We start from the raw sequence: 23,232 nt of genomic DNA on the forward strand, positions 1-23,232 counted from the left end.
AAAGGGACTTCCATGATCGACCTCTCCACGCTCGCGCTGTTTTCCGGCGCGTGTCTCGCGCTGACCGCCACGCCGGGCCCCGACATGCTGCTGATCGCATCCCGCAGCGTGAGCCAGGGCCGGCGTGCAGGTTTCGCGACACTCGCGGGCATCCAGGCCGGCACCTACTGCCATGCGCTGGCGGCCGCGCTCGGGCTGTCGCAGCTGTTCGTCGCGGTGCCGCTCGCCTATGACGCGGTGCGCTTCGCGGGCGCCGCCTATCTCCTGTATCTCGCGTGGAAGACGTTCCGTTCGGATGCGACCGCACTGTCGCCCGTCGCGTCGCCGCGACGCCACTCGAGCGCGGCGATCTTCCGCCAGGGACTGACGACGAACCTGCTGAACCCGAAGATGGCGCTGTTCGTGCTGGCGCTGTTTCCGCAGTTCGTCCGGCCCGAACACGGTTCGATCGCCGTGCAGATTCTCGTGCTCGCGACGGTGCTGAACCTGATCGGCCTCGTCGTGAACGGCGCGGTCATATTGTCCGCGAGCCGGCTGAGCCAGCGGATCGGCGCGCGCCGCCGCCCGTCGAAGCTGCCGCAGTATCTGCTCGGGTCGGTGTTCGTGGGGCTGGCGGCGCGGTTGGCGGTGGCGGGGCGGCAGTAGTCGTGAACCTGCCGGAGGATCACGCCGGTGCAATCGAATGAATGAGGTTTGGTATGAGAACGTATGACGATCTGCGCAAACGCGCATTGTCCGACCCCGAGTTGCGCGCTGAATACGATCGCCTGAATCGCGAGGATTTTGCCGCGCTCGATGCAATGCTTGTTGCGCGGCGCGCAGCCGGCGTAGCGTCGAGCAATATCGTGGAAGACACCGATGCAAGCGCGCCCATCGGGAAATAACACCGGCTCGCGCTCGTGGCGAGCCGACGCGCGCGATCACTCGATACGCCGCTCAAGCAGACGACGGCCGGTGACGCATGGTTCGTGCTCTCGCTCGTTCGAGTCAATCGCTATCCGGATCGTCACCTTCTGACACGTTTTCAACGCCGCCGCGTGTATCCGCCACCACCCGCAACGCCCCGCTCCTCAGCAAGCTCGCCGGCGTCACCGTGCGGCGGCGCCACGGAATCCGGCCGAAGTACCAGATCTTCCAGAAGCCGAGCGGATGATCGGGATTCCGGCGCAGCAGCATGTCGAAGGTCTCGACTTCGCCGAGCACGATCCGCGTCGCATCGCGCACGACTTCGCGCACGAACCGCGAGCAGAACTGCCGGCGCGATGCGAGATTGAACCCCGTGTCGTAGACCACGCCGATCCGGCGCATCGCCGCGTCAACAAGCCGGCGCCGCTGCGCGGCATCGAGCGGCTGCTTCAGCCGCGCGATCACGCACGCGCCGCGATCGGAACGAGCGAGAAACCGCGACATCGTCGTGACGCGCGATAGCGGAAACGTGCTCTCCGCAATCAACGGCTCGCCGCCGCGCTCGCCGACGACGATCCCGACGTGATTCGTCCACGAGCGCGTCGCGCTCGCCACTTCGAGAAACGGCCGCACGGTCACGCGGATGAAGACGATGTCGCCGATCTCCGGGTCGATCGGCAACGGCATGTCATGCGGATAGGAAGAACCCACAGAGAACAGACGCCGCCTGCCTGCTTCGGGCGGGCGGATCATGAGCGGCCGGCAGCCGGCATCGACAACCATACGGACCTCGCGCGAGTGGAGATGGCGCGAGCATGTCAGCAGCCGCCGCGCACCGCATCCGCTTCCTGCACGAGGGCGGGTATCCGCGCCGCCGGGTGGCGGATTTCGATACCGGCGTGAAGCGGTGCGCGGGTGCCGAAGCCTTCAGCGCGTCGCGCCCAGCGCCACGCGCAGCCGCTCCATCAACTGCGTGTAGTAGCGCAGCACGTCGTCCTTCGGCACGACATTCGCCGTCGCGAAACGGTCCGACCACGCCGGTTTCCATTCATACGCGCCGTGCACACTGCGATCGCCGTCGGGCGCCTGGATCAGCGAGCGGATCCGCGCATCGCGGCCCGGGCCCGTATGCACGTCGAACAGCGCGTGGATGTACGTGTGATACGCGTCGTACACGTCGTCGTCGAACAGGTAGCGGTAGATGTGGAACGTGCGGTCGAGGTCGCGCTTCGCGCGGATCACGTCGTCCGGCGAGATGTCCTTCCAGTACCCGATCCACGTGTAGAAGCACAGCAGCGCATTGAGCTGCGGCGCGACCGCGTCGTACAGCGCGAGCCGCTTCTCGATCAATCGCTGGTTGGTCCACTGCACGAGTTCGAGCCGCTTCAGCCGGCGCGCGACGAGCCAGCCGAGACACGCGACCGACAGCGGCGTCAGCACGCCCAGCACGAGCTTGACGATTTCCAGCGAATTCCACGGCGTGTTGATTGGCTGCATGAATGGCCCGACAAGAAGAAACGCATTCGCTTCTGCGCAGCATCCGGCGCGGCGCAGCACCGCCTGCCCGATCGCGTCGACATTGACCGTTAGTTGCTCGCGCATCGAACGTCATGTGACGACACAGGCAACCGGTTCGAAGCGGCGTGATTCGTCAGTCTATCGGACGATTGTCACCGAGCCGTGACCGTTCGTCGACCCGTCGTCGTCGCATGGCTGAGCCCTCGCGTCACGCTAGGTCGGCAGCGCCGACGTGAGCTTGACCTTCTGCATCGGGATGTCGGTCTTCACGCTCAGCACACCCGGAATGCGCGTGAGGGTTTCCATCTGGAAGCGCCGGTAATCGTCGATGTCGGCCGCGACGACGCGCAGCAGGAAATCGCAGTCGCCCGCCATCAGGTGGCATTCGACGACTTCCGGCATCTGCTGGACGGCCTCCGCGAAGCGGTTCACCGATTCCGCGTCCTGCCCCTTCAGCCACACGCGCGTGAAGATCGTCAGCCCCTTGCCGACTTTCGCGGGATTCAGCACGGCCACGTATTTCTCGATCACGCCGGCTTCCTCGAGGAGGCGCACGCGCCGCAGGCACGGCGACGGCGACAGCCCGACCTCGTGCGCGAGCTCCACGTTCTGCATGCGGCCGTCGCGCTGGAGCGCGCTCAGGATCCTGCGGTCGATGGCGTCAAGTTTCATTGGCATCCGATTCCAAAAAATTTCTAAATCACGTGTTCAATGCCAAATTCTGAGAAAAATCTGGCCACAACGCAACCCGATTCGAGTCAAAAAAGCAGACAATTCCTCCCCCGAAGGAGGAGTAATGAGCAGTAGCGTTTCAACGTCGTCAGGGCTTCGCGACAAGCCCGCCTATGTCGCCGAGATGGGCCGCGGATTGCGCGCGGCGCTGCCCGTCATGCTGGGTTTCGTGCCGTTCGCGCTCGTGCTGGGTGCGCAGGCCGCGCAAAAAGGGCTGAGCCTGTTCGAAGTGCCGATGATGACCGGCATGAACTTCGGCGGCGGCTCCGAATTCGCGGCGATCCATCTGTGGTCATCGCCGCCGCACATCGCGCTGATCGTCGCGATGTCGTTCCTCGTGAATTCGCGCCACATCCTGATGGGCGCCGCATTCGAACCGTATATCCGCCGCCTGCCGCGCCGCCGTGCGTTCTTTGCGCTGTTCTTCATGTGCGACGAAAGCTGGGCGATGTCGCTCGCCGACGCCCGGGCGCGCTCGGCCACGCACATCAGCGTGCCCTATTACGCGGGCATCTGCATGGGGCTCTACCTGACGTGGATCTCGATGACCACGCTCGGCGCGGCCGTCGGCCCGACGATCGGCAACATCGAGCAATATGGCTTCGACATGGCGTTCACGGCCGTGTTTCTGGTGCTGCTGCGCGGGATGTGGAAAGGGATGCGCGCGAGCCGCCCGTGGTTCGTGAGCCTCGTGGTCGCGGCGGCCACGCACCTGGCCGTGCCCGGCGCGTGGTACGTCGCGGCCGGCGCCTGCGCGGGGCTGATCGCCGCGCTGCTGTGGGAGCCGCGCGATGCCTGATTTCCCGGATTTCAGCACGGTCGCGACGATCGTGCTGATGGCGTCGACCACCTATCTGTCGCGCATCCTCGGCTACATGCTGCTGCGCAACCGCACGCTGAGCCCGCGGATGGCGTCGGTGATGGAGAACGTGCCCGGCTGCGTGCTGATCTCGGTGATCGCGCCGGCCTTCGTGTCGACGCGCCCGGCCGACCTGCTCGCGCTGACCATCACGCTGATCGCGGCGACGCGCCTGTCGATCCTGCCGACCGTCATCGTCGGCGTCGTGTCGGCCGGCCTGCTGCGGCACCTGCTCGGCTGAACGGCTCCGACCCGCCGCGCACACCGCGGCACGGTCACCACGAACGGGCGCGCAGTGCGCCCGTTTTCACATCCGCGCCCATCGCGCGACACGACGATCCTCACGCGGGAATGCTAGCCTTGAGGCTTGCGCCACGCTGCATTCCCCTCTCATCGTCCAACTCCGCGAGGATCGTCCCGATGCAAGAAACCCGCCCGCTGTTCGACCGCGTCCTGCTCACCAACGACGACGGCATCGACGCCCCCGGCCTCGACGTGCTCGAACAGGTCGCCACGCAACTGGCACGCGAAGTGTGGATCGTCGCGCCGGCGGAAGATCAGAGCGGCACGTCGCACTCGCTGAGCCTGCACGAACCGCTGCGCGTGCATCGCAAGGGCGAACGCCGCTTCGCGGTGCGCGGCACGCCCGGCGATTGCGTCGCGATCGCGACCAGCCACCTGATGAAGGACGCACGGCCCGACATCGTGCTGTCCGGCGTGAATCGCGGCGGGAACCTCGGCACCGAAACGGTGTTTTCCGGCACGGTGGGCGCCGCGATGACGAGCATGCTGGTCGGCGTGCCGGCCATCGCGCTGAGTCAGGCCTTCACCGATCGCAATGCCGTGCCGTGGGACACGGCACGCGCGCTTGCGCCGGACGTCATTCGCCGGCTCGTGGCCGCCGGCTGGGACAGCGACGCGTGCCTGAACGTGAATTTCCCGCCGCGGCCCGCGCAGGACGTGCGCGGCCTGAAGGTGACGAACCAGGGTGCCGGCACGCTGCAGGGCGTCGAGATCGTGTCGGGGCGCGACCCGCGCGACTTCGAGTATCACTGGCTGAAGCTCTCCCGCGCGCCGCGCGACGACGATGCGGATTCGGAAACGGTCGCACTTGCCGAAGGGTATGTCGCCGTCACGCCGCTGAAGTTCGAGCGCACGCACGATCAGGCACTCGCGCAACTGCGGTCGCGGCTCGGCTGATCGCGTCGTTAGGCAAGCAAGCGGCCGCGGTAGTTGTGCGTGTGGCACCTGCGCGCGGGCGCGCGGCCGCATCCGCCTTCGGCGCTTCGGCGCTTCGGCGCTTCGGCGCTTCGGTGCTTCGGTGCTTCGGCGCTTCGATGCGTCACCGACTCTCGCCTCACGTCAGGTTCATTCCCCCGTCGAGCATCACGATCTCGCCCGTCACATAGTCAGACGCGACGAGCATCGCGACCGTCTGCGCGATGTCGTCCGGCGTCGCCGCACGGCGCATCGGCGCGCGCTCGCGCCAGAGCTGCTGCGCATCCGTCCAGTCGGCCGTGAGGGGCGTATCGACGAGACCCGGCGCGACCGCATTGACGCGAATCGCCGGCGCGAGCGTTTTCGCGAGCAGCCGCGTCGTGTGATTGAGCGCGGCCTTCGCCGCCGCATACGGAATCGACGCGCCCTTCGGCCGCACGCCCGCATGCGAGCTGACGTTCACCACGCACCCGGCCCGCCCGTGCGACGCCGCCTCGCGCAACGCAGCTTCCGCCTCGGCAACGAGCCGGAACGGTGCGATCACGTTGATCTCGTGCATCTCGTGCCACACGTCGGGCGTCGCCGCAGCGAGATCGTCATGCGCAATCACGCGGCTGACGCCCGCATTGTTGACGAGCACGTCGAGCCGCCCGTGTACGGCCAGTGCGTCGCGGATCAGCCGTACGCGTTCCGAATCGTCCGCGAGATCGGCCTGCACATAGGCTCCGCCGAGTTCGCGCGCCATCGCACGTCCCACGTCGGCCGAGCGGCGCGAATGCAGGATCACCGCGTAGCCGTCCGCCGCCAGGCGGCGCGCGATCGCCGCGCCGATGCCCGACGTCGATCCGGTGACGAGCGCGACCGGCCGATGCACGCGCGACGCGCGCGGCTCGGCGACGGTTTCGGTTTCAGGTTCCGTTTCGGAAATCGGGGCAGACATCGGCGGGAGCGGCGCGTCCATATCGGGGAACCCTGTCAGTGGCGTTCCCGCATCATAAGCGCGACGACGCCCCATGACACGAACGTGACGGCGACCACCACCGGGATTGAACCGGTCAAGCCGAAGCGGCCGGCCGTCAGGTGCCGGATCCATTCGATGCCGAGCCGGAGCGGCAGGAGCGATCTGCCGCCCGGGACGGAAACCATCGCCTGCTGTCGCGCCCCGTTTGCGTGTGAGCCGCCGAAGCAGTCCCCGCGTTGGCGCATGGGGTCCCCGCCGCGCGGCCCAAGGACAGATCCCCGGGGCAGGCCGCTTCCTGCCTCGCGGCCGCGGCCCGGCACCGTCCCGTCAAATGAAGGGAAAGAGACGCGGCCCGCGTCGCCGCGGGCCGCCTGCAGCCGCTACTTGCCGGCCAGCGCCAGCGACGGCGCGAGCGCGCTGTTCGGATCCTGCCCGTTCCAGTTGCCGACCCACGCGTCGTTCGGCGTCGAACCCATCACGAAGTCGAGCGTGCCGCCGGCCTTCATCTCGTCGTACGTGATGTACGGCCGATGCAGCGGCGTGCCGTTCAGGCTGACCGACTGGACATAGCGATTGACCGATGACGGCGCGCCGCCGCCGGCCGTATGCGCGGTCACCTTGAAGCGCCGCGTCGCGCCGAACTTCAGGCTCTTGCCGTCCCCGCCGCCCGACGCCACCGGAATGTCGATCGTCGCCTCCTCGAACAGCGGCGTGCCGAGGTAGAACACGCCGCCCACCGGATTCAGCGAATAAATGCCGAGCGCGGACAGCACGTACCACGCGGACAGTTGACCGCAATCGTCGTTGCCGGGAATCGCCGAATCGCGCACGCGGCGCGGATCGGCCAGTGCGGCCTTCAGGCTGTCGCCGCTCAGCAGCGCGCGATCGCCGGCCGTCAGCGTCAGCGAGTACATGTCGTCCATCACCGAGCGCACGCGGTCCTGGGTCTTCGACGGCATGCCCGCGACGTCGTACAGGTACGGCAGGTGGTTCGCCGGCTCGTTCCCCGCGAAAAACTGGCCGCTGCGGCCGGTCAGGTCCGGAAAGCCCTGGTTGTTGAGGAAGGTCAGCGGATTGGCCGGATCGAACGTGCGGTCGAGCTGCGCGATGAACGGGCTCTTGCCGCCGAGCAGCGCAACGAGGCCGGGGAAGTCGTGAAAGATGTTCCACGTATCGACCCACGAATTCGATTCGGAGAAGTCCGTCTTTTCCGCCGCCGTCGGGTCGAAGCCCGCCACCCAGTTGCCCTGCGCATCCTTCGGCTGCGCAAACTTCCAGCCGTTGTTCGGCACCGGGTTGAATACGTTGCGGTAGTTCTGGCTGCGCTGCAGGTAGGGCCGATAGTCGGCCGTGCTCTTGCCCGCCGCCTTGCCGACTGCCGCCGTCGCCCAGTCGTCGAACGCGTAATCCTGCGTCGTCGACACCGATGCGTTGTCGCCGGCGGTCACATAGCCGCTCTGCCGATACTGGTCGAAGCCGTGCGCGCTCGCGTTCTGCGTGGTCGTCAATGCAGTCCAGATGTCGTCGATGCCCGCGCTCGTCAGGTGCTTCAGGTATGCATCGGCGATCAGCGGGATCGACGGGTGGCCAGCCATCGTGAAGGTTTCCGTCTGCGCGAGCGGCCACACCGGCAGCTCGCCCTTGCCGTTCTGCCTGAACTGCGTGAGCAGCGACTTCACCCAGCCGTCGACGCGCTCGGGCTGCACCAGCGTCATCAACGGCGACTCGGCGCGGAAGGTGTCCCACAGCGAGAACGTCGACGAATAGTCGAAGCCCGGATTCGCATGCTTGCTCGTGGTCGGCGGCGACGTCGTGCCGTCGTTGGTCGAATCGGTGCCGACGTAGCTGCCGTCCGCATTGTTGTAGACGGTCGGCGCGAGCATCGTGCGGTACAGCGACGTGTAGAACATCGTCCGCTGATCGGCGCTGCCGCCCTTGATCCGGATCCGGTCGAGCGCGGCGCGCCACACGCGCTCGGCCGCGCCGCGCACCTGGTCGAACGACTTCGCGCCGACTTCCGCGGCGAGATTGGCCTGCGCATCCGCGATGCTCGACGGCGAGATGCCGACCTTCACCGTCACCACGCCGCCGCTGTCGTTGCCGTCGGCGAACGTCAGGTAGGCCTTGAAGCCGTCGGCGCTGAACGCGACGTGCTTCGTATCGAACGGCTTCGAGAAACGCGCGACGAAATACGTCGGCTTGTTGTTCGCCCAGTTGTTCGTGATCTCCCAGCCGGCGATCGTCTGCGCGTCGATGACCTGGATCTTGCCGCTCGCGGTCGAGCCGCCGATCGGGTTGTCGATGCTGACGATCATGCTGCGCTTCTGCGCGGCCGCGCTCGGGAAATACGTGTAGCGATGCACGCCTGCATGCGCGGTGGCCGTCATCTCCGCGAGGATCTTCGCGCCCTGCACGTTCCACGGCGTGTTGCCGCTGCCGACCGGCGCCATCTTCACGCGGTAGTAGCCGGGGCTCGCGGTTTCGTCGTCGTGGCTGAACGACGCGTCGTAGGTGATCGACGAATCGGCGACGACCTTCGCCAGCGTCGCGGTGTCGACCGGCGCCAGCGTCGGCAGGAACCGCACTTCGCCGCCCGAGCCGATGCCGGTGCCCGACAGGTGCGTATGCGTGAAGCCGGTGATGAGCGGATCGTCGTACTGGTAGCCCGACGTGCGATCCCAGTTCCACGGCAGCGTGTGCGCGCCGCCGGTCGTGTCCGGCCCGAGCTGCACCATCCCGAACGGCACGGTCGCGCCCGGGTACACGTGGCCGTGGCCACGCACACCGCTGCTCCAGTCCGCGTTGATGTCGAGATTCGCGGTGCCGATCATCGGGTCGACGCTGTGCAGCACCGACCGCTTGGTCGCGCCGCCGTTTTCGCCTTGATCGTTCTGGTCACCCTGGTCGTTCTGGTTGCCTTGATCGCTCTGGTTGCCTTGCACGTTCGACCGCTGCGCGAGCACGCTCGCATCCGTCGAACCCTGATCGCCCCCGCACCCCGACAACACGGCAAGGCACCCGATACCCACTACATGACGTAGCTTCATCCGTTCGTCCCTCCCTCTCTCTGCGTCGATCCTGTCGGCAAGAACCGCTCGTTGATCCCCCTGGCTGCTACGGCGCGCTGGCCGCCTGCGGGAACGACGGCATCGCGGATGCGTCGGTGCCCCAGGTCGTGGCGCTCGCGTCGGACGTCATCGCGTACGCCAGCTTTCCGCCCTTCGCGATCTGCGCGAACGGCAGCCACGCGGTGGCGTAAGGTGCGCCGTTCAGCTTCAGCGACTTCACGTAGAACGACGCGTTGTCGCCCGAGCCTGCCCCCGGCGCGACGATGTGCAGCAGACGGTAGCTGCCGTCCTTCTGCCCGACGCGCACCGTGATCTTCTCGAACTGCGGGCTCGACAGTGCGACGCCGCTCACGCCCGGCACGACCGGATAAAGACCGAGCGCGGCCCACACGTACCAGCCGGAGATCGCGCCGAGATCGTCGTTGCCCGGCAGTCCGGCCGCGCCCGTGCCGAACTCGTTCGCGAGCGACGCGTGCAGCACGCGCTGCGTATGCGACGGTGCACCGGCCCACGCATAGACCCACGGCACCGCCATCGTCACTTCGTTGCCGACGTAGAAATACGGCTGCACGGTGCCGATGTTCAGATGCGTGAAGAACGTATCGAGCCGCTTGACGACCGGCGCGGCGCCGCCCGCCTGCGCGACCACGCCGGCGAGATCGTGCGGCACGTACCACGTGTACTGCTCCGAATTGCCTTCCATGAAGCCGGTGCCGTCGGTGACCCATGCGCCGGCCGACGTCTTCGGCTGGATCGCACCCTGGTCGAACAGGTTGCGCCAGTTGCCGCTCGACTTCAGCAGCGCGCCAGCCGTCGTCGTGTCGCCGAGCGCCGCCGCAAAGCGCGACACCGCGAAATCGCGCACCGCGTATTCGAGCGTGTTCGAGGCGGTCTGGTTGTCGCCCGAGCCCGACGACGGCACGTAGCCGAGCCGGTCGTAGTCCGCGCGGCTGCCCATCACCGGCGTGCCGGCGCAGGCGGCGCCCGGTGCCGTGCTGTTCTTCATGATCGACAGCGCGGCCTGTGTGTCGAAATTCGTCGCGCCGAACGCATGCGCATTCGCGACGATGATCGAGCCCGCGTCGCCCGGCATCACGGCCGTCTCGGTATTGAAGTACGCCCAGCGCGGGAACGCGCCGCACGCCTTCGCATCGAGCACGAGCGACTGCACGATGTCGCTGGTGCGTACCGGATCGAGCAACGCCTGCAGCTGGATGAACGAGCGGTCGATGTCCCAGCCGGAGAAGTTCGCGTACATCGTGCGGCCTTTTTCGACCTGACGCGTCGGCGCGGCCGCTGCGCCGTTCGACGCGTAGAAATCCGGGTACTGGCCGTTCACGTCGTTGAACACGTTCGGATGCAGCGACGCGTGATACAGAGCCGTGTAGAACTTCGTCTTGTCGGCGTCGCTGCCGCCCGTGACCTGGATCGCGTTCAGGCGCGCGTTCCACGCGGCGCTCGCCGCGCGGCGCACGGTGTCGAAACGCCAGTTCCGGTTGCCTTGCGCATCCGTCTCCGGATTTTCCGCGCGCAGGTTCGCCTTCGCATTCGCTTCGCTGACGAACGAGATGCCGAGCTTCATCATCACGTCGGGATGCTTGCGGTCGACATTGAACGTCACGGTCACCGGGCTGTTGTTCGACAACGCCGGCTTCGACGCGAACGGCTGGCTGAATTCCGCGTAGTAGTAGACGGGCACCGCATGCCCGGCCCAGCAGAATCCGCCGCCCGCGATCGTGCCCGACAACGCGCGGTCGCCGACCTGGCTGATCGTGTCGGCCGTCGTGCCCTGCGCGCGGTTGTTCAGCGCGGTCGGATCGATCGCGATCGTCGCCTGCTGGCCCTGCGCGAGCGCCGGATACGTGAAGCGTGCGAAGCCGGTGCGCACCGTCGTCGTCAGCTCGGCCTTGATGCCGTTGCCGAGCGTGACGCCGTAGTAGCCGGCCTGCGCGGTTTCGTTCGCGTGATTGAAGCTGGCCGGCGTGCCGGCGTCGCCCGGTGCGAGCTGCGGCATTACGTTCAGGTAGCCGCCGTTCGCCCAGCAGCCGGTGCCGCTCAGGTGCAGGATGCTGAATGCGTTGATCGACGTGTCGCCGTACCAGTAGCCGCCGGAGAAACCGGAGCCGTCGCCCTTGCTGCTGTCGTATTGGGCGGTCGGGGTCATCGGGCTCCACTGCATCATCCCGAACGGGACCGTCGGCCCCGGGAACGTGCCGCCGCCGAGGCCCGAGCCGACCGGGTCGGCCGGCTGGTCGGTCGCGTAGTCGGTGCCGATCAGCGGATTGACGTACTGCGCGACGTGGATGTCGGCGTTTTTCTTCGACGACTCGTTGCCGTTGCTGTTGTCGTTCTCGTTACCGTTGTCGTTGCCGCCGTTGCCGTTTTCATTGCCCTGCGACTGCGCGGCAGCCGACAGGTTCGCCACGGACACCGACGGTGAATCGCCATCACCGCCGCAGGCAGACAAGACCACGCACAGCGCCAGCAGCGCCGTTCCCAACCCCCAGTTCCTGGACATCGTCCGTCTCCGTATCGTTCTTGAATCTGGATATTGATTCGAACTACTGAGCTTTCAATCAGGATGCTATTGATGAATTCCGCTTGCCCGGCCAATCGGTCGAAAATCCCGGCTGCGTGTCGTTATTTCCGAATGCGCGCACCTGGAAACAGACGCGCCGGCATGTCGAAATACCGGCGCCCCGCAACGAACAATGCGCACAAGCGTGCCCAAATAAACGCGTTTTCTCTACCCCGTGTTTTTACGAATTTTTATTTCGTTTATCTAAACACGAGGTTATTGATTCGGTTTTTATGTGGAATGGGGACGGTGAATGCACGATTGGCGATCAAGGCTGCTTCGGCAGATCCACATAGTCCTCGAGCTCGCCGGCGACATAAAGCCGCTTGCCGAGTCGCGGGTATTCGCAGACGTCGTGTTCGAGCCGCTGCCCGCCGACGAGCAGCTCCAGCGGCGTATCGCCGGTGTTCTGCACCGTATGCGCTTCTCCGCCGCGCGGAAAGCCCAGAAAATCGCCCGGCCCGATTTCACTGGTGCGTTCACCGATCGTGACCGCGCCCGTCCCGGACAGCACGTACACGAACTCTTCTTCGTACAGGTGACGGTGATACTCGGCCGATTCGTGACCGGGCATCAGCGTGAGCAGGTGAACACCGAATTGCGTCAGGCCGGTCAGGTCGCTCAGTGTTCGCTTGAGACGAACGGCATTGGGATTCAGCGAATGCACCGCGCGCGTCGGTTCCATCTTCGCAATATCGGCGGCCTTCAGCAGTTCCCGGGGAAAGGGAGTCGACATGGGGATCTCGCAAGCGTGAATGCTTCGGTTGAACGCGGCGCCGGCATGGCGCGCGCAGCGGCCATTGTCCGACATTTTCACGCTTGCAGAGGGGTCGCGAACTCCGCCCTCGCACACGGCTAACGCGCGCAATCGGCCAGCAGGTTCGCCAGCACCGATGCGCCTTGCGCGAGGTGCACCGGATCGGCCTCTTCCGCTTCGTTGTGGCTCAAGCCGGCCTTGCACGGCACGAACACCATCGCGGAAGGCGCGACGTACGACAAGTTCACCGCGTCGTGCCCCGCGCCGCTGCACATCTCCTTGTACGGATAGCCGGCGGCCGCCGTTGCCTGCCGCACGCGCTCGACGCATTCCGCATCGAACACCACCGGCTCGTATTCGGCGATCGTCTCTACCTGCACGCTCGTGCCGCGCAGCGCGGTGCGCTGCGTGCAGATCGCTTCGATGTCGGCGACCAGTTGCTGCAACGCCGGCCGCGACGGGTGACGCACGTCGACGCTGAACCGGACCTTGCCCGGAATCGTGCTCGGCGAATTCGGCTGGCAAGCGACATGGCCAACCGTCACGCGCGCATCGGCGTCGAACGCGTGACCGTGCTCGACGATCGCTGCGATCATCGCGGCCGCCGCGCCCATCGCGTCGCGACGCACGCTCATCGGCGTCGTGCCCGCATGCGACTCGAAGCCGGTCACCGTGACGTCGAGTTCGTAGATGCCCTGCACGCCCGTCACGACGCCGATCGGCACGCCGGCCTGCTCCAGCACCGGCCCTTGCTCGATATGCGCTTCGAAATACGCTTTCGGCATCTGCCGCTCGCGCGCCGGGCCGGCGAAGCCCGTGCGTTCGAGTTCGTCGCGCAGCAGCACGCCCGTCTGCATGCATGGGCGATCCAGTGCGTAGTCGAGATCCAGCGCACCGGCATAGACGGCCGAGCCCATCATGCCCGGCGTGAAGCGCGAACCCTCTTCGTTGGTCCACGCGACGACGTCGATCGGATGCCGCGTTTCAATGCCGCGCTCGTTCAGCGTACGAATCGCTTCGAGGCCCGCGAGCACGCCATAGACGCCGTCGAAGCGGCCGCCGAGCGGCTGCGTGTCGAGATGGCTGCCGCACGTCACGGGCGGCAAACCCGGTTCCGTGCCCGGCCGGCGCGCGAACACGTTGCCGATCGGATCGATGCGGATCTCGCAACCGGCTGCTTCGCACCACGCGATGAAGCGGCGCCTGCCGCGCGCGTCGTCGTCGCTGAGCGCGAGCCGGCAGCTGCCGCCGTGCGCGGTCGCGCCGATCGTCGCCATCTCCATCAGCGAATCCCACAGCCGTTGCTGGTTAACGAGAATCATCGTGACCGCTCCTGAAAAGCACCGAGCATATACACTCGATCCAATAAGAAAAATCCAAGATTTCGTTGTGGACGATAACTTTTTCTTGTCACCCGGCGTTCGGCCCGGCCTGCGCTTCCTTCGCATTCGGATCGGTCATTCATGAAGCTCAAGCAGCTCGATGCGTTTCTCGCGGTCGCCGAGCATCGCACCATTCGCGGCGCGGCGCGCGCGCTCGGCGTCACGCAACCGGCGATCAGCAGCATCGTGCGCGAGCTCGAACAGGAGCTCGGCGTACCGCTCGTCGTGCGCAGCGTGAAGGGAATTGCGCTGACCGATTACGGCAGCGCGTTTGCGATTCGCGCGCGGCTGATCGTCGAGGAGATCCAGCGCACGCGCGACGAAATCGAGCAGTTGCGGCTCGGCACGACCGGCTCGGTATCGATCGCGGTCAGCCCGACCGTCGCGCTGACGCTCCTGCCGCGTGCCTTCACCGCGTTCTCGCGCGACCTGCCCGGCGCCACGCTGAACGTCGACGATGCGCTGACCGGGACGGATCTCGCGCGGCTGCGCGACGGCTCGCTCGACTTCATCGTCACGCATCAGTTGTCGAACGCGATACCGGACCCCGACGAATTCGCGAGCATTCCGTTGTTCCGGACGGCGTTCGCGGTCGTCGCGAGAAGCCGGCATCGGCTCGCGCGCGCCCGCTCGCTGCGCGAGCTCGTCGATGCGCACTGGTGCGTGCCGCGCTACGGCGACGAGGGAGACGATCTGGTGCGCTCGATCTTCATGCCGTTCGGCATCGACGTGCCGAAGCGGGTGGTCCACTGCCCGTCGTTTGCCGCGACGCTCGGGCTCGTGTCGCAAACGGATGCGCTCGGCGTGTTCGCGCGGCCGCTCGCCGACGTCGAACGCAAGTCACGCGGCATCGTCGCGCTGGAACTCGCCGAGCCGATGCCCGCATTGACGGTCGCGATCGTGATGCGGCGGCATGCGCTGCTGACGCCGGCCGCGCTGCATTTCATCGAGTGCCTGAAGGGCGCGGCTGCAACCGTTCAGGGCACGGACGGCGCATGATGCTCAGCGCACGTGCACGCCGCGCAGCTCCGTCAGCAAGGCCACGAGACGATCGATGTGCGCGTCTTCGGTGCGCCACGACGACACGCTGATCCGGAATGCCGGCCGCCCCTGCCACACCGTCGCGCCGAACCACACGTCGCCCGACGCCTGCGCGGCCGCGAGGATTGCCGCCGTTTCATCGTCGGTGCCGGCGCGCACCAACACCTGGTTCAGCACGACGCGGTTCAGCACGTCGTAGCCGGCGGCACGCAGGCCGTCCGCGACCCGCGCCGCCTGCGCGCAATGCCGCTCGACCATCGTGGCCACGCCGGAGCGGCCAAGCGAACGCAGCGCGGCCCACACGGGAATGCCGCGCGCGCGCCGCGAGAACTCGAGGTTCAGGTTCTTCTGCGCGTCCTGCGCGCCGCTCAGGTACACGGCGTCGCTGTTCATCGCGGTCGCGAGCGCGGCCGCGTCGCGGCAGATCACCATCGCGCCGTCGTACGGCGTGTTGAGCCACTTGTGGCCGTCGGTGGTCCAGCTGTCCGCGCCGTCGATGCCGTCCGTCAGCGCGCGCTTCGACGAGGCGCGGGCCCACAGGCCGAACGCGCCGTCGACGTGCACCCACGCGCCGGCCGCCTTCGCGGGCGGAATCAGCGCCGCGAACGGATCGAACTCGCCCGTGTTCACTTCGCCGGCCTGCACGCAGAGGATCGTCATGTCGTCGAGCGGGGGCAACTGCGCCGGGTCGATCCGGCCATGTGCGTCGACCGGCGCGACGATGAGGCGCTTCATCCCGAAACCGAGCACGCGCAGCGCCTTCTTCACCGTGATGTGCGCCAGCTCGGAGATCACGACCTTCACTTCGGGCGCGCCGATCAGGCCATCCGCATCGACGTCCCAGCCCTTGCGCGCGAGCAGCGCGCGCCGCGCGGCCACCAGCGCGACGAGCGTGCAGGCCGTCGCGCTCGTGCCGAACCCGACCGCGCTGCCTTCGGGCAACCCGAGCACGTCGACGACCCAGCGCGCGGCCTGGCGCTCGATCGTCGCGGCCACCGGCGAATTCGCATAGGACGATGCGCACTGGTCCCACGCGAGCATCAACCGCTCGGCCGCCGCCGCGGCCGGCAGCGTGGCGCCGATCACGAAGCCGAAGTAGTTCGGGCCGTTCGACGCGACGGTCGCGGGCGTGCCGCGCTCGTCGAGCAGGCGCAGCACGTCGTCGGCCGGGCCGCCCGTATCGGGCAGCGGCTCGTCGAACGCCGCCAGGCCGGCCAGGGCAGCCGCGTCGGGAAACGCGCGCCGCTCGTTCGTCGCGGCGAGGTACGCGTGCGCGCGCCGGTCGGCGTCGGCCAGCAATGAAAGTTCGTCCATGTCGGTTGCCTCGTGGGGAATCAGAGTTGCAAAAGATCGCGGCCGAGCTGCTGCAGCGCGCCGTCGATCCGCTTGTAGTACGTGAACTTGCCGACGCGCGTCGCCTGCACGAGCCCCGCATCCGCGAGGATGCGCATGTGGCGCGTGGTCGTGGCCGGCGCGATACCGAGCTTCTCGGTGATGTACGTGCAGCACACGCCGAGTTCGTCGACATCGCCGTGCGGCTGCGGCGGGAAATGCTCGCGCGGCTGCTTGAGCCAGCGCATTACGGCCAGACGGCTTTCGTTGGCCAGTGCGCTGATGCGGGTGACGTCGTCCATGAGAGTGCGGAGCTCGATTAACGTTTCGAATATTAGCTAAATGACGAAATGTGTGCAATCGGGCGAACGCCGGTTTTAGCTGGCGACGTCGCGTGCCGGATCGTCACGCCGGCCTTCACTGCGAGCGTGGCAAAACAAACTGCTGCAACGCTCATCGGATCGAATGAACCCTGCCCGTTCCTTTACGCGCCGCCCAACGCCTCCGCCAACCTGTCGATCAGCGCCCGCACCCGCCGCGGCTGCACCGCGTTGCCTGGATAGACGATCTGCAAGTCGACGTCGCCCGGCGAGAACGCGCGCAGGAGTTCCACGAGCGCGCCGGACGCCAGATCCTGCTCGACGTCGACCAGCGACTTCAGCGCGACGCCGTGCCCCGCGACGCACCACGCGCGCACGAGCGCGCCGTCGTTGGCCACCCGCCGGCCGCGCACCGTCACGCGCCGGGGTTCGCCATCGATGCTGAACGGCCATTCGGCATACAGCTCTGGCCCGAAGCGCATCACGATGCAGTCGTGTGCGGCGAGATCGTCCGGATGCCGCGGCGTGCCGTGCGCTGCGAGATACGCGGGCGACGCGCACACCACGCGCCGCGCACGGCCGAGCGAACGGCTGCGCAGCGAACTGTCGGCGAGCACCCCGCGACGGATCGCGAAATCGAGCCCCTGCCCGACGACATCCACGTAGCCGTCACCGAGATGCAGATCGACCGTAACGCCCGGATGCTCGGCGAGGAACGCGTCGACGACGGGCACCACGCGCTCGCGCCCGAGATCGGCCGGCGCGCTCAGGCGCACCGGCCCCGACAAGGTCTGCACGCCGAGCCGCACGCGGCCTTCGAGTTCGTCGGCCTCCGCCAGCAGGCGCCGCGCGCCGTCGACGAGCATGCGGCCTTCGTCGGTCAGGCTGATCGCGCGCGTCGTGCGCGTGAGCAGCGCCGCGCCGTAGTGGCGCTCGAGCGCGGCCAGCCGCTCGGACACGGTGGCCGGCGACAGCCCGAACTCGCGGCCCGCCGCGGCCAGGCCGCCCTTCTCCACGATGCGCAGGAACAGCGCGAGATTGTCGAGCAGCATTATTCGCCCCTTCCGAACGATATTTTCGAAGTCAGCCCAATTATCCGAAATATCCGCAAGCGATACAGTGTGCCAATGCGTCGCCTCGCAGCCGCCCCTCGACCCGTCGATCACCCCAAAGGAAATCCGCCATGGAATACCGCACCCTCGGCCGCTCCGGCCTCAAGGTTCCCGCCCTGAGCTTCGGCGCCGGCACGTTCGGCGGCACCGGGCCGCTGTTCAGCGCCTGGGGCAACACGGGCGTCGACGAAGCGCGCCGCCTGATCGACATCTGCCTCGAAGCCGGCGTGAACCTGTTCGACACGGCCGACGTGTATTCGGACGGCGAATCCGAGCGCGTGCTCGGCGCCGCGATCAACGGACGTCGCGACCAGGTGCTGATCTCGACGAAGACGGGCCTGCCGACCGGCAGCGGCCCGAACGACGCAGGCACGTCGCGCGCGCGGCTGGTCCGCGCCGTCGACGACGCGCTGCGCCGCCTAGACACCGACTACATCGACCTGCTGCAACTCCACGCGTTCGATGCGAGCACGCCGGTCGAGGAAGTGATGTCGACGCTCGACGACCTCGTGCGCGCGGGCAAGCTGCGCTACATCGGCGTATCGAACTTCGCCGGGTGGCAGATCATGAAGTCGCTGGCGGTGGCGGACCGGCACGGCTGGTCGCGCTACGTGGCGAACCAGGTCTACTACTCGCTCGTCGGCCGCGACTACGAGTGGGACCTGATGCCGCTCGGCGCCGACCAGGGGCTCGGCGCACTCGTCTGGAGCCCGCTCGGCTGGGGCCGGCTCACCGGCAAGATCCGGCGCAACACGCCGCTGCCCGAAGGCAGCCGCCTGCATGAAACGGCCAGCTTCGGGCCGCCGGTCGACGATGCGCGCCTGTACGACGTGGTCGATGCGCTCGACGCGATCGCCGAGGAAACCGGCAAGACCGTGCCGCAGATCGCGCTGAACTGGCTGCTGCAGCGCCCGACGGTGTCGTCGGTGATCATCGGCGCGCGCAACGAGGAACAACTGCGGCAGAACCTCGGCGCGGTCGGCTGGGCGCTGACCGATGCGCAGGTCGCGAAGCTCGATGCGGCGAGCGCGGTGGAAGCGCCTTATCCGTACTTTCCGTATCGCCGTCAGCAGGCGTTCGCGCAGCTCAATCCGCCGCTGCGCGGGTGAGCGCCGGCGGCCTCCCTTTTCACGGGAGGCTTGCAAATTCGAGCGTTGCTCCGGAACCATCCAGACTCGACAAAACGGCGGCCGACGCTCACATTGACATATCGGTAATTCTCGATATACTCGCTGCCCATGGAATTGCTCGACATCTTCAAAGCCCTCTCGAACCGGACTCGCCTTGAAATCCTGCAGGGTTTGAAGGACCCCGTGAAGAACTTCCCGCCGCAGGATGAAGGGGACGTTCATACGGTGGGCGTCTGCGTCAGCAGTATTCAGGAAGGTGTCGGACTGTCGCAATCGACGGTGTCCGATTATCTTGCGACGCTGCAACGAGCCGGCCTGGTGGAAGTCAGGCGCATCGGCCAGTGGACCTACTACAAGCGCAACGAAGCAGCCATCAGTGCGCTGGCCAAGGCCATCGGGAAAGACCTGTAAATTTTTTGCCCCTTTATATCGATAATTCTCGATATCCCTATTTACCGAAACGAGGATGTGCAATGAAAGCGCTGTTGCTCAAGTCATTTGGCGGCCCGGAATCATTCGAACTACGCGACGTGCCCAAGCCGGTGCCGCACGCCGGACAAGTCCTGGTTCGCGTCCATGCCACCTCGATCAATCCATTGGATTACCAGGTCCGACGGGGAGACTATCCGGACCTGGTGCCGCTTCCGGCCATTACCGGACACGACGTATCGGGCGTGGTCGAAGCCGTCGGGCCCGGCGTGACGGCCCTCTCGCCGGGGGACGAAGTCTGGTACACCCCGCAAATCTTCGACGGGCCGGGCAGTTATGCCGAGTACCACGTGGCGGCCGAAAGCATCGTCGGGAAGAAGCCGCCTTCGTTGAGCCATCTCGAAGCGGCCAGCCTGACCCTGGTCGGCGGCACCGTTTGGGAAGCGCTGGTCGTGCGTGCGGCGCTTCGTGTCGGGGAAAGCATTCTGGTACACGGCGGCGCGGGAGGCGTCGGCCATGTGGCGATCCAGCTCGCGAAAGCCATCGGCGCAAGGGTGTTCACCACCGTGCGCGAAGCAAACGTCGAGTTCGCCCGCAGCCTGGGGGCCGATGTCGTCATCGACTACGAAAAGGACGATTACGTCGACGCCGTCATGCGCGACACCGGCGGCCGCGGCGTCGATGTCGTGTTCGACACCATCGGCGGCAACACCCTGTCGCGCAGCCCCGATGCGCTCGCCCAGCTTGGCCGCGTCGTCACGATCGTGGACATCGCGCAGCCACAAAACGTCATTCAGGCCTGGGGCAAGAACGCGAGTTATCACTTCGTCTTCACGCGACAAAACCGCGGCAAGCTGGATGAGTTGAGCGCGTTGATCGAACACGGACAGTTGCGACCGCACGTTGGTGCGGTCTATTCCCTTGCCGACGTTCCGCTCGCGCATGCCCTGCTGGAGCGCCCCAACAACGGACTTCGAGGAAAAATCGCGATTGCGGTCGAGCCGTCGGCGTATCCCGAACGTGTTGCCGGTACTCGAGCGACGTGATCTTTTGCTCGCATGTCTACCGGAGCACGCTGTGCGTGATTCGTAGTGAGCCGCGAGCATCAGGGTTGCGCGGGTGCCGAACCTGACAGCCCGAAGCACAGCCGGCGTGATCGCAGCAGGTTCTGACGGACAGTCGACATCGCGAGAATGGCGCGGATCGTGGCACCATGGAATGCGGCCGCCATGGGCCTACCCATGGAGCCGCGAACTTCCTATCGTGGAGACCTGCGACGCGCCCGCCGGATCGGCGGCGCCCCCTTTTCTCATCGACAGGTCCGCCAACATGAACGCCAACGACACCGGACTGACCGTACGCGCGGTCACGGAACACGACTACGACCAGTGGCTGCCGTTGTGGGACGGCTATAACCGCTTCTATGGCCGCTTCGACGACACGGCGCTGCCGCTGCGGGTCACCCAACTCACGTGGTCGCGCTTCTTCGACGGTTACGAACCCGTGCACGCGCTCGTCGCCGAGCGCGACGACAGGCTCGTCGGGCTCGTGCATTTCCTGTATCACCGCAGCACGACGCATATCGGGCCGACCTGTTACCTGCAGGACCTGTTCACGCTCGACAGCGAGCGCGGCAAGGGTGTCGGCCGCGCGCTGATCGAAGCCGTGTACGACGCCGCGCGTGCGCATCGTGCCGAACGCGTGTACTGGCAGACACACGAGACGAATCACGCCGCGATGCGGCTCTACGACACCGTCGCGGCCAAGCCGGGGGCCGTGCTCTATCGGAAGGAGCTGTCGCGCTGAGCGGAACGGCGAAACAGGGGCCGCGCCATGTCATGGATGGCCCCGCCCGATTGAAGACTACGATCGCTTCCGGAAACAGCCGCTTCGGCAAACTGGGTAGCCCCTGGGATACAAGACCATCCTTTCGGTCGATTTTTGCGCTCGCGGAGCTACCCAATCAAGCCACCGGCCGCGCCTTGATCCACAGAAACAGCGGCACGCGCGCCCACTGCTTCAACTGATCCGTATCGGCATGGTCGGGCGGCGGCTCGCGCAGCGACACGATCGCGAACCCGGCCGCTTCCAGCGCCTCCATGTACGCCTGCAGCGGCAGCGACCAGCCGGCGAAGTGCATCGACAGCCCGTCGCGCGTTTCCACGCCATCGAAATGCTCGCGCCCGAAATAGCTGCCCTTCAGCACGAACGGCGCATCGGGCTGCGGCCCAGCGAACCCGCCGCGATCGCGGAACGGATGCACGAGCGAGATGAACAGCGTCCCGCCCGGTTTCAGCACGCGGCGCGCCTCGTTCAACGCGCGCTGCATGTCGTCGAGATCCATCAGCACGTTGTACGCCATCACGAGATCGAAGCTGGCCGCGTCGAACGGCAGCGACGCCGCGTCGGCCAGCTGGTAGCGATGCGCGGAATCCGCGTGACGCGCGGCGTCGAGCATCGCGGGCACCACGTCGGTCGCGGTCACGTCGTAGCCGAGCGCCTTCAGCTCGCGGCTCACGCGGCCTTCGCCGCAGCCGATCTCCAGCGCGCGGCCGGTGTCGCGGCCAATATAGGCCGCGAGCCCCGCGCGGTATTTCCAGAACGCGTCGTGCCCCGGCTTGCCGGCCCAGTCGATCCATTGGTCGGCGACCTGCGTCCAGTGTTCGGTGATGGCTGTCGTGTCGGTCATGTGCGCTCCCGCCCGATGTGCGTCATTGGCTCAGGTTGCGCATGGTAAGCCGAAGCGGCGGAACGCGTCGGCGGGTGCGCCGTGCAACCGGTTTCCGTTTCCGGCTGCGACGTTCTACAGTGACATAAAACAATCTGCGCCGTTGCACGTCGCCGTCGTTCGACGATGCGCACCCGATTCCGAGGACATCCGATGCCGAGCATCCTGGCCGCGCCCGCCAATCTCCCCCCGAGCCCCGTCGCGGCCGAAACGCGCATGGTGCACGACGTCGCGACGCTCAAGCCGTCCGACTACCGTGGGGCGGACGGTGCGTCGTGGGTCATCGCCACCGTCACGCCGGGCGCGGACAGCGGCACGAACGTGACCGGCACGAGCTACTTCGACACCGCCAAAGGCCGGACCGTCCCGGTGCCGGACGCGCGACGCCGCTATGCGAACCGCGGCACGTGGCAGGTCGTCGCGAGTTCGAGCCCTTCCGTGCCCGCCACCGGCCGCTACGACTGGCTGACGCTCGCGTGGCTGCCGATCAACCGGCGGCCGCTGCCGCAAACGCCCGAGCACCTGTATTCGCCGTTCATTCGCGGCGGCACGATCGTGTATCGATGGAATCCGGCCGCGGAAGGCGGCGAACAGTTCGGCAACGTGCGGATGATCTTTCCGGAATGGACGCAGCAGGTGGCCGATGCGTTGCGGGCAGCTTCGACAGCATCGCCGGACGACGCCAGCGCGCCGTCCGCACCGCCCCCGCTCGATCGCCTGAAAGCGGACACGAATCCGATGACCGCCGTGCTCGACTTCAGCGATGCACTGCGCGACGAGCCGGTCGAGAAGATCGTCGCGCGGCTGCCGGGCCTGCTACGCGTGAAGGATCTGCACGAACTGTCGGCGATCGTGTTCCTGTGCCTGTCCGGATCACGTGCGGAAGACCGGCCGCGCTTCGCGGAAGTGATCAACGGCTCGATCGCGTCGACCGACGACAGCGCGCGGCTGCTTGCGATCGCGTACGGCGCATTCGCGGCCGGCAGGGCGCGGCCTTATCCTTTCAACGATGCAGGGCAGACGGCGCGGATCAACGACGTGTTCGGCGCGTTGAAGCGGCGGACGGCGGTGCTCAATGTGCCTGTTGGAGAAGGCTCGCCCTGGTATGAGTTCTTCACCGCGTATCGGCTCGGCGACGCGGTGTCCGGCACAGGGCAATGA

Annotated in this window: 24 protein-coding genes; 11 read left to right on the plus strand and 13 right to left on the minus strand. The window is 66.8% G+C overall.

Features of this window, described 5'->3' with window-relative positions; translation table 11 throughout:
• The first annotated feature begins 12 nt into the window (after window positions 1-12).
• The gene (locus CFB47_RS31250; protein ID WP_089463347.1) at window positions 13-645 is read left to right on the plus strand and encodes a LysE family translocator; all 633 of its coding nucleotides are present in this window, start codon (window positions 13-15) and stop codon (window positions 643-645) included.
• Window positions 646-698: 53 nt separating this feature from the next.
• Window positions 699-884, plus strand: a complete 186-nt coding sequence (locus tag CFB47_RS31255; protein WP_089463348.1) for a hypothetical protein — start codon at window positions 699-701, stop codon at window positions 882-884.
• A 103-nt stretch (window positions 885-987) separates the two neighbouring features.
• Here CFB47_RS31255 and CFB47_RS31260 read toward each other — a convergent pair whose 3' ends face one another.
• From CFB47_RS31260 to CFB47_RS31270, 3 genes are all read right to left on the minus strand, one after another.
• Window positions 988-1,689, minus strand: coding sequence for a YebB family permuted papain-like enzyme (locus tag CFB47_RS31260; protein WP_089463349.1), 702 nt, complete (start codon window positions 1,687-1,689; stop codon window positions 988-990).
• Window positions 1,690-1,833: 144 nt separating this feature from the next.
• Window positions 1,834-2,403, minus strand: a complete 570-nt coding sequence (locus CFB47_RS31265; protein WP_089443768.1) for a hypothetical protein — start codon at window positions 2,401-2,403, stop codon at window positions 1,834-1,836.
• Between the two features lie 234 nt (window positions 2,404-2,637).
• Window positions 2,638-3,096 (minus strand): Lrp/AsnC family transcriptional regulator, encoded by a 459-nt coding sequence (locus CFB47_RS31270; RefSeq protein WP_012365188.1) that lies wholly within the window; start codon window positions 3,094-3,096, stop codon window positions 2,638-2,640.
• Between the two features lie 124 nt (window positions 3,097-3,220).
• Between CFB47_RS31270 and CFB47_RS31275 the strand changes: the two genes are divergently transcribed.
• The 3 genes from CFB47_RS31275 (at window position 3,221) to surE (ending at window position 5,215) form a co-directional block, all read left to right on the plus strand.
• On the plus strand, window positions 3,221-3,955 hold the full coding sequence (locus CFB47_RS31275) for an AzlC family ABC transporter permease (RefSeq protein WP_089463350.1): 735 nt from the start codon (window positions 3,221-3,223) through the stop codon (window positions 3,953-3,955).
• Window positions 3,948-4,256 carry an AzlD family protein gene (locus tag CFB47_RS31280; RefSeq protein ID WP_089463351.1) on the plus strand — a complete coding sequence of 103 codons (309 nt, stop codon included), beginning with the start codon at window positions 3,948-3,950 and terminating at the stop codon, window positions 4,254-4,256. Before CFB47_RS31275 ends, CFB47_RS31280 begins: the two co-directional genes overlap by 8 nt.
• A gap of 179 nt (window positions 4,257-4,435) precedes the next feature.
• Complete coding sequence (gene surE / locus CFB47_RS31285) at window positions 4,436-5,215, plus strand: 5'/3'-nucleotidase SurE (protein WP_089463352.1); 780 nt, start codon at window positions 4,436-4,438, stop codon at window positions 5,213-5,215.
• A gap of 157 nt (window positions 5,216-5,372) precedes the next feature.
• Here surE and CFB47_RS31290 read toward each other — a convergent pair whose 3' ends face one another.
• The 6 genes from CFB47_RS31290 to CFB47_RS31310 form a co-directional block, all read right to left on the minus strand.
• Window positions 5,373-6,194 (minus strand): SDR family NAD(P)-dependent oxidoreductase, encoded by an 822-nt coding sequence (locus tag CFB47_RS31290; protein ID WP_089463353.1) that lies wholly within the window; start codon window positions 6,192-6,194, stop codon window positions 5,373-5,375.
• Window positions 6,195-6,208: 14 nt separating this feature from the next.
• Window positions 6,209-6,379: a hypothetical protein gene (locus CFB47_RS41365; RefSeq protein WP_179259008.1), complete on the minus strand. Its 171-nt coding sequence runs from the start codon at window positions 6,377-6,379 to the stop codon at window positions 6,209-6,211.
• Between the two features lie 195 nt (window positions 6,380-6,574).
• Window positions 6,575-9,241: a GH92 family glycosyl hydrolase gene (locus CFB47_RS31295; RefSeq protein ID WP_089463354.1), complete on the minus strand. Its 2,667-nt coding sequence runs from the start codon at window positions 9,239-9,241 to the stop codon at window positions 6,575-6,577.
• Between the two features lie 67 nt (window positions 9,242-9,308).
• The gene (locus CFB47_RS31300; protein WP_089463355.1) at window positions 9,309-11,780 is read right to left on the minus strand and encodes a GH92 family glycosyl hydrolase; all 2,472 of its coding nucleotides are present in this window, start codon (window positions 11,778-11,780) and stop codon (window positions 9,309-9,311) included.
• 328 nt (window positions 11,781-12,108) lie between these two features.
• The gene (locus CFB47_RS31305) at window positions 12,109-12,576 is read right to left on the minus strand and encodes a cupin domain-containing protein (protein WP_089463605.1); all 468 of its coding nucleotides are present in this window, start codon (window positions 12,574-12,576) and stop codon (window positions 12,109-12,111) included.
• 119 nt (window positions 12,577-12,695) lie between these two features.
• On the minus strand, window positions 12,696-13,919 hold the full coding sequence (locus CFB47_RS31310; protein WP_089463356.1) for a Zn-dependent hydrolase: 1,224 nt from the start codon (window positions 13,917-13,919) through the stop codon (window positions 12,696-12,698).
• Between the two features lie 141 nt (window positions 13,920-14,060).
• On the opposite strand from CFB47_RS31310, the gene CFB47_RS31315 reads away from it, so the two are divergent.
• Complete coding sequence (locus CFB47_RS31315) at window positions 14,061-14,978, plus strand: LysR family transcriptional regulator (protein ID WP_089463357.1); 918 nt, start codon at window positions 14,061-14,063, stop codon at window positions 14,976-14,978.
• Window positions 14,979-14,981: 3 nt separating this feature from the next.
• Here CFB47_RS31315 and CFB47_RS31320 read toward each other — a convergent pair whose 3' ends face one another.
• From CFB47_RS31320 to CFB47_RS31330, 3 genes are all read right to left on the minus strand, one after another.
• Complete coding sequence (locus CFB47_RS31320) at window positions 14,982-16,334, minus strand: pyridoxal-dependent decarboxylase (RefSeq protein ID WP_089463358.1); 1,353 nt, start codon at window positions 16,332-16,334, stop codon at window positions 14,982-14,984.
• 20 nt (window positions 16,335-16,354) lie between these two features.
• On the minus strand, window positions 16,355-16,654 hold the full coding sequence (locus CFB47_RS31325) for a helix-turn-helix transcriptional regulator (RefSeq protein WP_089463359.1): 300 nt from the start codon (window positions 16,652-16,654) through the stop codon (window positions 16,355-16,357).
• 182 nt (window positions 16,655-16,836) lie between these two features.
• Window positions 16,837-17,724, minus strand: a complete 888-nt coding sequence (locus CFB47_RS31330) for a LysR family transcriptional regulator (protein WP_089463360.1) — start codon at window positions 17,722-17,724, stop codon at window positions 16,837-16,839.
• Window positions 17,725-17,855: 131 nt separating this feature from the next.
• Here CFB47_RS31330 and CFB47_RS31335 point away from each other — a divergent pair, with 131 nt between their 5' ends.
• The 4 genes from CFB47_RS31335 to CFB47_RS31350 all read left to right on the plus strand — a co-directional run bounded on the left by CFB47_RS31335 (window position 17,856) and on the right by CFB47_RS31350 (window position 21,149).
• Complete coding sequence (locus tag CFB47_RS31335; RefSeq protein WP_089463361.1) at window positions 17,856-18,893, plus strand: aldo/keto reductase; 1,038 nt, start codon at window positions 17,856-17,858, stop codon at window positions 18,891-18,893.
• 129 nt (window positions 18,894-19,022) lie between these two features.
• Entirely contained in the window at window positions 19,023-19,325 is a 303-nt protein-coding gene (locus CFB47_RS31340; RefSeq protein ID WP_089428545.1) for a helix-turn-helix transcriptional regulator, read from the plus strand.
• A 62-nt stretch (window positions 19,326-19,387) separates the two neighbouring features.
• Complete coding sequence (locus tag CFB47_RS31345; RefSeq protein ID WP_089463362.1) at window positions 19,388-20,389, plus strand: zinc-dependent alcohol dehydrogenase family protein; 1,002 nt, start codon at window positions 19,388-19,390, stop codon at window positions 20,387-20,389.
• 283 nt (window positions 20,390-20,672) lie between these two features.
• Entirely contained in the window at window positions 20,673-21,149 is a 477-nt protein-coding gene (locus CFB47_RS31350) for a GNAT family N-acetyltransferase (RefSeq protein WP_089463363.1), read from the plus strand.
• A gap of 157 nt (window positions 21,150-21,306) precedes the next feature.
• Here CFB47_RS31350 and CFB47_RS31355 read toward each other — a convergent pair whose 3' ends face one another.
• On the minus strand, window positions 21,307-22,032 hold the full coding sequence (locus CFB47_RS31355; RefSeq protein ID WP_089463364.1) for a class I SAM-dependent methyltransferase: 726 nt from the start codon (window positions 22,030-22,032) through the stop codon (window positions 21,307-21,309).
• Between the two features lie 192 nt (window positions 22,033-22,224).
• Between CFB47_RS31355 and CFB47_RS31360 the strand changes: the two genes are divergently transcribed.
• Window positions 22,225-23,232: a hypothetical protein gene (locus CFB47_RS31360; protein ID WP_089463365.1), complete on the plus strand. Its 1,008-nt coding sequence runs from the start codon at window positions 22,225-22,227 to the stop codon at window positions 23,230-23,232.

The organism is Burkholderia sp. AU27893 (genome assembly GCF_002223205.1).
Lineage (GTDB): Bacteria > Pseudomonadota > Gammaproteobacteria > Burkholderiales > Burkholderiaceae > Burkholderia.